The sequence below is a fragment of the Bacillus tequilensis KCTC 13622 genome (assembly GCF_000507145.1).
Lineage (GTDB): Bacteria > Bacillota > Bacilli > Bacillales > Bacillaceae > Bacillus > Bacillus tequilensis.
In genome coordinates, this window is sequence record NZ_AYTO01000008.1 from 12,918 (window position 1) to 24,781 (window position 11,864).

At 44.8% G+C, this 11,864-nt stretch carries 13 protein-coding genes; 10 read left to right on the forward strand and 3 right to left on the reverse strand.

All coding sequences use genetic code 11. The features are described from left to right. The first annotated feature begins 7 nt into the window (after positions 1-7). Both V756_RS0103305 and V756_RS0103310 read left to right on the forward strand, forming a co-directional pair. Positions 8-265: an HPr family phosphocarrier protein gene (locus V756_RS0103305; RefSeq protein WP_024713407.1), complete on the forward strand. Its 258-nt coding sequence runs from the start codon at positions 8-10 to the stop codon at positions 263-265. Further along, positions 266-1,030, forward strand: a complete 765-nt coding sequence (locus V756_RS0103310) for an arylamine N-acetyltransferase family protein (RefSeq protein WP_081719756.1) — start codon at positions 266-268, stop codon at positions 1,028-1,030. Positions 1,031-1,065: 35 nt separating this feature from the next. On the opposite strand, the gene V756_RS0103315 is transcribed toward V756_RS0103310, so the two are convergent. Then, a complete protein-coding gene (locus V756_RS0103315; RefSeq protein ID WP_024713409.1) occupies positions 1,066-1,275 on the reverse strand; it encodes a hypothetical protein in 210 nt (69 codons plus the stop codon). Positions 1,276-1,423: 148 nt separating this feature from the next. Between V756_RS0103315 and psdR the strand changes: the two genes are divergently transcribed. From psdR to V756_RS0103335, 4 genes are all read left to right on the forward strand, one after another. Continuing rightward, positions 1,424-2,137 (forward strand): two-component system response regulator PsdR, encoded by a 714-nt coding sequence (gene psdR / locus V756_RS0103320; RefSeq protein ID WP_024713410.1) that lies wholly within the window; start codon positions 1,424-1,426, stop codon positions 2,135-2,137. Then, entirely contained in the window at positions 2,131-3,201 is a 1,071-nt protein-coding gene (locus V756_RS0103325; protein ID WP_024713411.1) for a HAMP domain-containing histidine kinase, read from the forward strand. The genes psdR and V756_RS0103325 overlap by 7 nt, the downstream gene beginning before the upstream one ends. An 82-nt stretch (positions 3,202-3,283) precedes the next feature. After that, the gene (gene psdA / locus V756_RS0103330; RefSeq protein ID WP_024713412.1) at positions 3,284-4,063 is read left to right on the forward strand and encodes a lantibiotic ABC transporter ATP-binding protein PsdA; all 780 of its coding nucleotides are present in this window, start codon (positions 3,284-3,286) and stop codon (positions 4,061-4,063) included. Further along, complete coding sequence (locus V756_RS0103335; RefSeq protein WP_024713413.1) at positions 4,038-5,984, forward strand: ABC transporter permease; 1,947 nt, start codon at positions 4,038-4,040, stop codon at positions 5,982-5,984. The genes psdA and V756_RS0103335 overlap by 26 nt, the downstream gene beginning before the upstream one ends. A 32-nt stretch (positions 5,985-6,016) precedes the next feature. On the opposite strand, the gene V756_RS0103340 is transcribed toward V756_RS0103335, so the two are convergent. Continuing rightward, positions 6,017-6,994, reverse strand: a complete 978-nt coding sequence (locus V756_RS0103340; protein WP_081719757.1) for a 2-hydroxyacid dehydrogenase — start codon at positions 6,992-6,994, stop codon at positions 6,017-6,019. A 390-nt stretch (positions 6,995-7,384) separates the two neighbouring features. Here V756_RS0103340 and V756_RS0103345 point away from each other — a divergent pair, with 390 nt between their 5' ends. After that, positions 7,385-7,978: a beta-class carbonic anhydrase gene (locus tag V756_RS0103345; protein ID WP_081719758.1), complete on the forward strand. Its 594-nt coding sequence runs from the start codon at positions 7,385-7,387 to the stop codon at positions 7,976-7,978. A gap of 18 nt (positions 7,979-7,996) precedes the next feature. After that, the gene (locus V756_RS0103350) at positions 7,997-9,589 is read left to right on the forward strand and encodes a SulP family inorganic anion transporter (protein ID WP_024713416.1); all 1,593 of its coding nucleotides are present in this window, start codon (positions 7,997-7,999) and stop codon (positions 9,587-9,589) included. Positions 9,590-9,615: 26 nt separating this feature from the next. Here V756_RS0103350 and V756_RS0103355 read toward each other — a convergent pair whose 3' ends face one another. Then, positions 9,616-9,936, reverse strand: coding sequence for a MazG nucleotide pyrophosphohydrolase domain-containing protein (locus V756_RS0103355; protein WP_024713417.1), 321 nt, complete (start codon positions 9,934-9,936; stop codon positions 9,616-9,618). A gap of 115 nt (positions 9,937-10,051) precedes the next feature. Between V756_RS0103355 and V756_RS0103360 the strand changes: the two genes are divergently transcribed. Beyond that, entirely contained in the window at positions 10,052-10,627 is a 576-nt protein-coding gene (locus tag V756_RS0103360) for an LOG family protein (RefSeq protein WP_024713418.1), read from the forward strand. Between the two features lie 198 nt (positions 10,628-10,825). Beyond that, complete coding sequence (locus tag V756_RS0103365) at positions 10,826-11,776, forward strand: LacI family DNA-binding transcriptional regulator (protein WP_024713419.1); 951 nt, start codon at positions 10,826-10,828, stop codon at positions 11,774-11,776. Positions 11,777-11,864: the final 88 nt, after the last annotated feature.

The following is an 11,864-nucleotide window of genomic DNA, read 5'->3' on the forward strand; positions in this document are numbered from 1 at the left end:
AGATCTTATGGTTCAACAGAAAGTGGAAGTTCGATTAAAGACAGGACTGCAGGCGCGTCCTGCTGCTTTGTTTGTACAAGAGGCAAACCGGTTTACGTCAGATGTGTTTCTTGAGAAGGATGGGAAAAAAGTAAACGCAAAAAGCATCATGGGGCTGATGAGCCTTGCGGTAAGCACAGGCACTGAGGTTACCTTGATTGCCCAGGGAGAAGACGAACAAGAGGCGCTGGAAAAACTGGTTGCTTACGTTCAAGAAGAAGTTTAGGTGATAAAGATGAGTGATTTTCTAAAAGAATGCTTTCAGAAAATCGGCTGGGAGAAAGACCATGTCAGCTTCAATGATCTTCCCCTTTTTCTCAAAGCAATGGCATACCGTTTTCCATTTGAAAACCGCGCCGTGCTTGCAAAAGAGAATTATAAGATAACAAAAGAAGAGCTATGGCAACGTCTGGTCAAAGATCAGCACGGCGGCTTATGCTACGATTTAAATGGTTTCCTTTATTTTGTCTTGCGTGAGGCTGGGTTTCACGTGAAGCTCATTCGAGGAACGGTTTATGCGGGCAATCAAGAGGGATGGGCACTAGAAGGGACGCATGCTGCTGTATGGCTGTCTGCGGAAAAAGGCGATTACCTCGTTGATACCGGATTCGGCATCAACCTGGCGCTCCAGCCGATACCGTTTTCCGGAGAAACAGTACAGTCACCCGTCGGGGCATTCCGAATCATAGAAAAAGAAACAGAAATGGGCAGCCATGTTCTGCTGATGGACAAGGGGGAAGGCTGGCAAATCGGTTACGCCTTTACCCTTAAAGAGAGCGATCCGAGTGATTTAGATGATATGAAGGACATGATTCACTCTCATGAAAAATCTCCTTTTAACAAATCACCGCTCGCCTCAAAGCTGACGCCAAATGGACGGATGGTCATGTCAGACCGCCATTTCACGATTCATGAAAACGGCGGAGAAGGTCAAAAAAGTGACATTGCTCCTTCAGAATTTGAAGAGAAATTAAATACTCATTTTTTGTAACATGAAAAGCTTGCAGGCTGTCTGCAAGCTTTTTCTTATGAACATGTATTGATGACAGCATCAAATGCATCTTCCGGGACAGACAGTTTTCCCTTTTCGTAGTGGTATGGAATTTGATTCTCTTTAAAGCATTTTTTTCCGTATTCAGTCAGTGAATCCCCAATTTCTATGTATTCCCCGGTATAGTTGGCCTGACATGCCGAAAGAATTGACGCAATGGTCACAAAGAGCATGATTTTCTTCATAATGACACCTCTCTGCAATGAAAATTTTTCCTTTTTCATTCTACCATAATGAATAGAGAAAAAGACCGATTTACGATTCTTCTACATGCTATAATAATTTTGGAATCTTCTAGAAAAATGATCTTGAAGTACAGTAAGGGGGATAAACGTGTATCGGATTTTGCTTGTGGAAGATGATGAGCGGATTGCTTCTATGCTTGGCGGTCATCTTCACAAATACGGATATGAAGTGAAAATAGCTGAACAGCTGAATGATATAAAATTGGAATTTGCGGAAATGAAGCCGGATCTTGTGCTGCTTGATATCAACCTGCCTTTTTTTGACGGGTTTTATTGGTGCAGGCAAATCCGCACCATTTCCAATGCGCCGATTATTTTTATATCAGCGCGGACTGATGAGCTGAATCAGGTGATGGCGATTGAAAATGGCGGTGATGATTATATCACCAAGCCGTTCCATTTAGAGGTGGTGATGGCCAAGATCAAAAGTGTCCTGCGCCGCACATATGGTGAATACTCGCCCTCTTTGCCGCAGGAATCAAGAATAGTAGAGCTTGGCGGGCTGACGATTTATCCTGATCAGAATGAGGCCGAGTGGAACAGCACACGCATCTTGTTTTCACAAAAAGAATTTCAGCTCCTATCGATTTTCGTGAGGGAGCACAAAAAAATCGTCTCCCGTGATGAACTACTGGAGGCTTTATGGGATGATGTTGATTTTGTTGATGACAATACGTTAACGGTCAATGTAAACCGGCTGCGGAGAAAACTGGAGAATGCCGGTCTGAAGGATTGCATTTCTACGATAAGAGGACAAGGCTATCAATTTCAAGTCAATCGGAAGGATGAACCGGAGTGTTAAAGACTTATCTCATTGACCGTTTCGCCATTATTTTATTTTCATTATTAGGGATAGGGACCAGCATGCTGATTGCTTATTTAAGCATCATAGAAAGCGGCGCAACACCTTCCGCGGAAAATATGATTTACATATGGATTTTGCCGGGTGCTTTTTTAGCTGCCGGCTTAGCTGCTGATTATATCCGGCAATTTTCCTTCCTGACATATGTCAAAAAGCTTGCGGAACAAGCGTCTGCTGCAAATGACATCGGACAGTCTTTGAAGGCCCGAAAGCCAAGAACGCGAGAACAGGCGCTTTGGACGAAAATGGTTAACGCACTCGGGCAGCAATACGAAGGCAGGCTCTCACAATATATCAATCAGCAAAAACAGCATTATACCTTCACCAATCAATGGGTCCATCATATGAAAACACCGGTTTCTGTCATTTCCTTAATGATTCAAGAAGGAAAAAACGGAACCGCTTCTTCTTTTCCGACCTTTTTAGAGGAACTGGAGGATGAAAATGAGAGATTTCGCCATGGCCTTGATATGATGCTGCAAACAGCCAGACTGGAGGAATTTGCGTTCGATGTGAAACCGCAAACCTTGGATTTGGCCGAGCTGGTCCGATCACTGATCAATCAGGAAAAACGGCAGTTTATCAAACGGCGCCTTTTTCCGAAATTACATGCGCCGCCAAATGCCGTTCAGATTGCCAGTGATCAAAAATGGCTTTCCTTTGTTGTGGAGCAGCTTCTTTTCAACGCCTTGAAATATTCAAAGCAAGGTGTGGGCGAACATATTACAATCCGGATTGAAACAGAGGGACATGAGACGCGCCTGTCTGTTGCTGATGAAGGCATCGGTATACCGCCGCAAGATCTGCCGCGGATTTTTGACGCGTTTTTCACCGGAGACAACGGACGAAGCATGACAGAGGCAACGGGAATGGGCCTTTATTTGGCAAAGCAGGTGTGCAGCCGGCTAGGCCATCAGCTGTATGCGGAATCAAAAGAAGGGGCGGGCACTGTGATGACGATCGTGTTTTCAAGTGACACCTTGGTGAATGTGACAGCATTGTAAGGTTAGAGAGCGGATTTGCAAGAAAGTTCGATGGGAGGCTGCTGACTTCCTTTTTATAATAAAGAAAAAGGAGGAGCAGAACATGAACGTGTTACAGACAACGAACCTGTCAAAAACGTACTATTCAAATAAAGGAACGATATCATACCAAGCGCTCAGCGGCTTTGATCTCAGTGTGGCGAAAGGAGAATTTGTCGGGATTATGGGACCGTCGGGGAGCGGAAAAACCACGCTTCTGAATTTGCTGGCGACCATTGATAAGCCGACTGAGGGTGAGATGATGATCAACGGCATTCAGCCGAAAACGTTAAAGGATCAAGACCTGGCCCTGTTTCGCAGAAGAGAACTTGGCTTCGTCTTTCAGGATTTTAATCTGCTGGATACCTTGACGATTCGGGAAAATATCCTGCTGCCGCTCGCATTGGACAAGGTAAAGCTGAGAGAAATGGAAGCCCGTCTGGATGAACTTGCGGATACGCTGCAAATCAAGCATATTCTTGACCACCGTACCTACGAGGTGTCGGGCGGACAGCAGCAGCGGGCAGCCTGTGCCAGGGCCATTATTCACAATCCGGCGCTCATTCTTGCCGATGAACCGACAGGAAACCTTGATTCAAAATCGGCAAAGCAAGTGATGAACACGCTGGCCCAGCTGAATGAAGAAAAGGAAGCGACGATTTTATTGGTCACGCATGATGCCACAGCGGCAAGCTTCTGTAAACGGATTGTGTTTATTAAAGACGGCCGTTTCTTTTCAGAGATTCGCAGAGGGACAAACCAGCAGGTGTTTTATCAAAGTATATTGGATACCTTGAGTGTGTTGGGAGGCGATTTTCATGAATTTGAGAACCATCGCCCGTAAAAACATTCTCGGGAATCTGCAACGGTATGTTGCCTACTTTTTAAGCTGTGTGTTTGCTGTTTCAGTGTTTTTTGTGTTCACATCTTTTATTTTTCACCCTGATGTCAATGAAGACAATGTATATGGCGGAAGTCTTGTCAAAACATGCTTGAGTGCGGCTCTTATCGTGATTATTGTGTTTTGTATATTTTTTATCTCATATTCCAATTCGGCGTTTTTGCAGGCGAGAAAGAAAGAGTTTGGGCTGCTGACGCTGTTCGGTACATCAAAGCAGCAGCTGCGCAAGATGATTTATTATGAACAGTCTCTCATTTCTTTAGCGGCAATTGCGGCCGGCATTGGGGCAGGGCTGTTATTTTCAAAGCTGTTTTTTATGGTCATGACATGGATGCTCAGCGTGAAGGTGCCGATTTCGTTTGTCATTGTGCCGAAATCATTTGTGCTGACGGCTGCGGGCTTTCTCATTCTGTTTCAGACGCTGCTCATTTTATCTCTGGGGCGGATTCGCAAGCTGGAAATTATTGAGCTGATAAAATCCGCCCAAAAACCGAAAAGCTTGCCGGCCTATTCGAAATGGCTTGCTGTGCTGTCGGTGCTGTGTCTCGGCGGCGGTTATTATCTCGCTGCGAGTGCAAATGCGATTGACATGGTGTTTCGGGTTTTTCCGATTCTGATTTTGGTGTTGATTGGCACGTATTTCTTTTTTACCCAAAGCAGTGTGGCATTTTTCCGTATGCTGTACCGAAAAAAACACAGTTTCTATAAGGGCACAAACATCATTGTGCGTTCCAACATGATCTTCCGGCTGAAGGATCACGCCCGCATGCTGTTTTTAACCTCTATTATTACAGCGGTTATACTCACAGCTACAGGTGTCATTTATATGTTTTATTCCGATTTGCAAAGGCAGGAGGAGCAAAGCATTCCCCAATCTGTTTCCTGGGTGGAAAAAGACGCTTCCCGTTTTCAGGTGATGGAGCCTAAGACTGCGGAAAGCACACTGAAACAAGCCGATGCTGAGATTAAGTACAAGGTGAATGCCACAGGGATTCCTGTCACATTTGAAACAGACCTGCCGTTCGGGAACAGAAAAGCGAAGGCCGGGGCCTTGCTGATTTCAGAGAATACGTATAACCAAATCGCAAAGGAAAAAGGGTATCCGGTTATTCATTTACAGCATCAGGAAGCGTTTATTAATGTTGCGTTTCAGATGATGATCAAAGACACATTCGGAGCAGGAGAAAAAGCAGCGTTTCATATGAAATCAGGGAAATCGCTTTCCTATGTCATGAAGAAACAGCGAAACCAAGGCATCCTGATGCCGGTTGGAGAAATCAGCCGCTTATTGGTCGTCAGCGAAAAAAGCTTTGACAGCCTCACTCAGGAAGTGCCGCTGAAGGAGCAGACGAGAGTCATAGGCTATGAGCTTGAGCATTGGAAGGAAACAGTGGACGTTTCGAAAAAGCTTGAAGGCATGGTGCCAAAAGAACATCAGTCTGATTTGCAAACGCGGGCGCCAGGCTATCAAGTGATAAAGCAGGCCGTGGCATTAACACTGTTTATTGGAATGTTTGTCAGTGTGCTGTTTTTTATTGTTCAAGGAAGCATGCTGTATTTACGGATGTTTACGGAAATAGAAGATACGAGAGTACAGGTGTTAGCATTAAAGAGGATAGGGATTACGGACAAAGAGATTCACTCCATTCTTGGAAAGCAAATCGGATTTTTATTCTTCATCCCATTTATCGCGGGTGCTATTCACGCGGGTTTTGCGTATGCAGCGTTAAGCAATATGCTGAATTCAAATTTATTTCTGGAGGCCGTGCTGGTCATCTGCATTTATTTTGTATTTCAGGCGGTTTATTATCTTGTCACCCGCCGCATCTATAAGCGTGCTGTTCTGCGGCATATTTCATCTTAACATCCGGTCTGCGTCAGACCGGATGTTTTCTATTACTGAAATTCTCTGGTGAGATTTTTCGGTGTTTGTCCTTGGATCGCTGCGATCATATTTTCGGCGGCCTGTTTGCACATGTTGAAGCGCACCTTTGCTGTTGCTGAACCGATATGCGGAAGCAGCGTAACGTTATCCAGCTGTAGAAGAGGGTTATCTTGTGTGACTGGTTCTTTTTCGAATACATCTAAGCCGGCTCCCCAAATCCAGCCTTCTTGAAGAGCGCGAATCAGTGCTTTTTCATCAACGGTCTTTCCCCGGGAAATATTGACGAAAATTGCTGAATCCTTCATCATTTTAAATTCGCGCTCTCCTATCATGTGATACGTTTCATCAGTCAGCGGTGTAATAAGCAGAATAAAATCAGATTGCTTGAGCAATGTATCAAGCTCAGCGTACTTAACGCCGATGCTGTCTTCCATTTCTTGTTTGCGATGGCGGTTATGGTAAAGCACTTCCATATCGAAGCCGAATTTGGCGCGTTTCGCTGCTTGTTCGCCGATTCGTCCCATGCCGATAATGCCTAACGTTTGATGATGTACATCAATGCCGAAAAGCGCTTCTTCTTCAACCGTTCCCCATTTTCCCGCTCTGACGAAACGGTCCAGCTCGGCAACACGTCTGGCGGAAGATAGAATCAGTGAAAAGGCAAGATCCGCGACTGTGTCATCCAGTGTATAAGGTGTATGAGTCCCGACGACTCCTCTTTCTTTCATTGCTTCTATATCGAAGTTATCGTAGCCTACGGATTGGTTGCTGACCACTTTGAGCTTAGGCGCGTGTTCAAGCAATTCACGATTGATTGACGGTCCGGACGTTCCTGACGTTAAAAGACCTTCTGCATCTTTTAGTTTTTTGAAAAGCACGTCATTCGGAAGTGTATCCTCCTTCCATATTTCATAACGGCAATGTTCACCGATGAACGCTTCAATCTCTTCAGGAATCGGTTTTGTGATCAATACAAATGGTTTCAACAAGGCTCCCCCTTTATGGCTGTTGTCTATTTTATTATATCGGAAATAAATAGTTGTTAAAATATAGCTGCGTTCTTTTTAATTTCTGGTTCTTTTGAACTTAAAATTGTTATTGAAATTGAATAAACAGCTTCATCCGCTTAAATAAGTTTTTTAATTATCTGAATTCACCTATATTTTTTGTCAGACAACTCATCAGTATGCGAGAGGGACCAGATTATGGGATTCAATAAATATAAATTTATTATCTTTGAAAGATATAAATGTGTATGTTTTGATTTTACCGTCCATTTATAGTGTCTTTTTTTGAAAGCCTTTTCACGGTGTATTCCTATGCTATAATTCCTTACTGTAAGCTGGGAAAGAAGGCTTGCAAAATCATATGGATGGGAGATGAATCAAATGGTTTCTTTAACATCAATTTTGGAACACAATCAGCGGTTTGTCAGAGAGAAGAAGTATGAACCGTACAAAACGACAAAATTTCCTTCAAAAAAGCTCGTTATTGTCACCTGTATGGATACGAGGCTCACAGAACTTCTTCCGCAAGCAATGGGGCTTAAAAACGGCGATGCTAAAATTGTAAAAAATGCGGGAGCCATCGTTTCTCACCCATTTGGAAGTGTGATGCGAAGCATACTGGTGGCGATTTATGAATTGCAGGCTGAAGCGGTGTGCATTGTCGGCCACCATGAATGCGGGATGTCCGGATTAAATGCGTCTTCGATTCTTGAGAAAGCAAAGGAACGAGGCGTGGATGAAAGCTGCCTGAATTTGCTGTCGAGCGCCGGACTTGATTTGAAATCATGGCTGACTGGTTTTCACAGCGTAGAAGAAAGCGTTTCCCACAGTGTGAATCTGATCAAGAACCATCCGCTTCTGCCAAAGAAGGTGCCGGTGCACGGGCTTGTCATTCATCCTGAAACAGGAAAACTTGATGTGATCATTAACGGTTATGAAACTGAGCTTATAAACACACATCCATAAGGGAGGTTATAGCAAAATATGCGATTCTCAGGGAGATTCAAGGGATATAATTTACAGAAATTTCAGAAAGACTTGATCGCAGGTATTGTAGTAGGTGTCGTGGCAATTCCTTTAGGGATGGCGTTTGCCATTGCCTCGGGAGTCGAGCCTGAATACGGGCTGTACACTGTTGTAGTGGCAGGGATTTGTATTTCTTTGTTTGGAGGATCCAAATATCAAATCGGCGGTCCGACTGGCGCTTTTGTCCCCATTCTATTCGGCATTATCATGCAGTACGGCTTGGAGAACCTGCTGATCGCTGGGTTTATGGCAGGAATCATGCTGGTGCTGTTCGGGGTGTTTAAGCTCGGAAAAATTATGAAGTTTGTGCCGAAACCCGTTATCGTCGGTTTTACAGCTGGAATTGCCGTATTGATCTTTACTGAGCAAATCGCTAATTTTTTCGGTTTGAAAAATGTTGAAAAACATGAGAATTTTCATCACAACATGTTTGAAATTGCACAGAAGCTCGATACCTTTAACATGTATGCCATTTTGACAGCAGTCATCGGGCTCGTCATTTTGCTTGTATCCGCCAAAGTGATGCCTAAAGTACCGGGTGCTTTATTGGCGCTTCTTATTTCCACGCTGGTCGCGGTTGTCTTTTTCCCTGACCGCATGGCGACAATTGGATCAACATATGGAGACATTCCCCGCCATTTGCCGGAATTTCAGTTCCCGGAGTTTACATTGGATAAAATGGTTATGCTGTTTCCGCCAGCGCTTGTCATCGCGCTTCTTGGCGGCCTTGAATCTATTCTGTCCGCGATGGTCGCTGATAACATGAAGGGCTCAAAGCATGACAGCAACAAAGAGCTTGTCGGCCAAGGGATTGCGAATATGGCTGCGCCGCTGTTCGGCGGAATCCCGGCAACAGGAGCGATCGCCAGAACCGCAACCAATATTAAAAACGGGGCGGTTTCCCCCGTGTCCGGTGTTGTTCACGGTGTAGTCGTTCTTCTTGTCCTGCTCGTATTCGCGCCTTATGCGTCTCACGTGCCGCTTGCCAGCATGGCGCCGATTCTCATGGTTGTCGCATGGAACATGAGTGAACGCAAGGAAGTCGCGAACATGCTGAGGCTGAAAAACGCTGATTCCATTATTTTGGCGGCAACCTTTATCCTTACGGTTCTGTTTGACTTAATCATTGGTGTGGCAACCGGATTGCTGCTCGCGTTTGTGTTTTTTATCAGAAGAATGAGCGAAGCGACCCGCATCCACAATCAGGAATCGCATCCTGTTCTGGCGAAGAGAAAAGACCCGTCTGTCAGCATGTATGCCATAGAAGGGCCGCTGTTTTTCGGGTCAATTGATTCGCTTGAATCTTCACTGCTGGAGCATGTACAGAAAAAGCCGAAGACTCTTATTCTGCTGATGAATAAGGTGCACTACATGGATACGTCGGCTGAAGCCGTGCTGGGGAACATTATGAACAGGATTAAACGCCACAACGGAAAGCTGATGATTGTGGGATTGCAATCACAGCCGAAGGAGCTGCTGCATAAAACAGGTCTTTTTCACAAAATAGGAAAGCAGCATTTCTTTGATCACCATGATGAGATCACAGGGTAAAAAAAGCGGCCATTCCGGCCGCTTTTTTATGCATGCTCAAATCGTTTTGTTAGTTTTTCTTGGTGGGCTTTCATCACGTCTTCTAAAGAGACACCGTACATATCAGCAAGAATGGCGATATTTCCGATGACATCTCCCATTTCTTCAATCAATTCTTGTTTTTGCTCGGCTCGTGTCGTTTCTTTCTCATCCGGCCGGTCCCTGCCGATTTCATATGCTCTGACGGCTCGGGCCAGCTCTCCGGCTTCCTCCATTAAAAAGCCGACTCGAATAAACGGCCCGTATTCGGTCCAGCCTCTTTTTTCGTAAAACTCTTTCATCCATTTTTCTGCATCAGCCAGCTGCATCTTCATCACTCGCATTCTTTATGTATTTCATATTGATATTATCACATGAAGGTGGGACAATATATAGTGAGTTTTTTGAGTATTCAACACGATATATAGATGCGGAGATGACAAGATGAAAACCATTTGTGTATTTGCGGGGTCAAACCCGGGGGGAAATGAAGCGTATAAACGAAAAGCGGCAGAGCTTGGCGCCTGCATGGCTGAGGAGGGAATCGGCCTTGTCTACGGGGGCTCCCGCGTAGGCTTGATGGGTACGATTGCTGACGCGATCATGGAAAACGGCGGAACTGCAATCGGAGTCATGCCGAGCGGTTTGTTCAGCGGAGAGGTTGTCCATCAAAATTTGACTGAGCTGATTGAAGTAAACGGGATGCATGAACGAAAAGCCAAAATGAGCGAGCTGGCGGACGGCTTTATCGCCATGCCGGGCGGCTTCGGTACATATGAAGAATTATTTGAAGTGCTTTGCTGGGCGCAGATCGGCATCCATCAAAAGCCGATCGGACTGTACAATGTGAACGGATATTTTGAACCGATGATGAAAATGGTCAAATACAGCATCCAGGAAGGATTTTCTAACGAATCGCACCTAAAGCTGATCCACAGCTCTTCGCGTCCGGATGAGTTAATTGAGCAAATGCAAAACTATTCCTATCCGATTTTAGAGAAAAAGTGGACGGAAATTTAAAAAAGCCTTTCTCATCGAAGGGAGTTAGCGGTGAGCCGTTATCACAAGGCGGAGAATTGAAAATCGAGTCTTTTAAGCAATGTGAGGTTTCCTGATGGAAATCTCTTTTTTATTTTCTTTTTAGCTGGCGGATATTCAGTTGTAATAAAGGACTTTTTCACTAGTTTGGATAATAAGCACAGGTAAGGAGGGAATGAAATGGCAACATTGTCAGATGTGGCGAAAAAGGCAAATGTTTCGAAAATGACGGTATCACGAGTGATCAATCACCCTGAGACGGTGACGGATGAATTAAAAAAGCTTGTTCATTCTGCGATGAAAGAGCTGAATTACATCCCTAATTATGCGGCAAGAGCGCTTGTGCAAAACAGAACACAGGTTGTCAAACTGTTGATTCTTGAGGAAATGGATACGACTGAACCATATTATATGAACCTGCTGACCGGAATCAGCCGGGAACTCGATCGCAATCATTATGCGCTCCAGCTTGTAACAAGAAACTCTCTCAATATCGGCCAATGCGACGGCATTATTGCCACCGGCTTAAGAAAGAGCGATTTTGAGGGTGTGATCAAAGCTTTTGAAAAGCCGCTGGTCGTATTTGGCCAAAATGAAATGGGTTATGACTTTATCGATGTGAATAACGAGAAAGGCACTTTTATGGCAACCCGCCATGTGATGAGTCTGGGGGAGCGGGAAGTTTTCTTTATTGGCATTGATTTAGATGAGCCTTTCGAACGTTCCAGAGAACAGGGGTATATTCGGGCGATGAGTGAAAGGTTCAGAAAAACGGATATCTTCCGGATTGACAACAGCTCTAAAAAAAGTGAGTGCCTTGCAAGAGAAGTGCTGGAGTCTCTGGAAAATCAGGCCGCATTTGTCTGCGCATCCGATCGAATCGCACTCGGCGTTATTCGTGCAGCGCAATCGCTTGGAAAACGAATTCCGGAAGACGTTGCGGTGACCGGGAATGACGGTGTGTTTCTTGATCGCATCTCCTCGCCCCGGCTGACTACGGTCAGACAGCCTGTTGTTGAAATGGGGGAGGCCTGTGCGAGAATGTTATTGAAAAAAATGAATGAAAACGGTGCCGCTCAAGGAAATCTATTTTTTGAACCAGAGTTAATTGTACGTGAATCAACGCTGTAAGGGCCTATTCTGTTATCGGTAACAAGGCAAAAAGGATTGTTCCTGCTATTTCATCATGATACTTTCAAACTAAGAGCCGGCCTTATAA

Bases quoted from the DNA above. Each gene is read 5' to 3' on its own strand.
- V756_RS0103305 (WP_024713407.1), top strand. From the start codon at position 8: ATGGTTCAACAGAAAGTGGAAGTTCGATTAAAGACAGGACTGCAGGCG.
- V756_RS0103315 (WP_024713409.1), bottom strand. From the start codon at position 1,275: ATGAAGAAAATCATGCTCTTTGTGACCATTGCGTCAATTCTTTCGGCA.
- psdA (WP_024713412.1), top strand. From the start codon at position 3,284: ATGAACGTGTTACAGACAACGAACCTGTCAAAAACGTACTATTCAAAT.
- V756_RS0103335 (WP_024713413.1), top strand. From the start codon at position 4,038: ATGAATTTGAGAACCATCGCCCGTAAAAACATTCTCGGGAATCTGCAA.
- V756_RS0103345 (WP_081719758.1), top strand. From the start codon at position 7,385: ATGAATCAAATGGTTTCTTTAACATCAATTTTGGAACACAATCAGCGG.
- V756_RS0103350 (WP_024713416.1), top strand. From the start codon at position 7,997: ATGCGATTCTCAGGGAGATTCAAGGGATATAATTTACAGAAATTTCAG.
- V756_RS0103355 (WP_024713417.1), bottom strand. From the start codon at position 9,936: ATGCAGCTGGCTGATGCAGAAAAATGGATGAAAGAGTTTTACGAAAAA.
- V756_RS0103360 (WP_024713418.1), top strand. From the start codon at position 10,052: ATGAAAACCATTTGTGTATTTGCGGGGTCAAACCCGGGGGGAAATGAA.
- V756_RS0103365 (WP_024713419.1), top strand. From the start codon at position 10,826: ATGGCAACATTGTCAGATGTGGCGAAAAAGGCAAATGTTTCGAAAATG.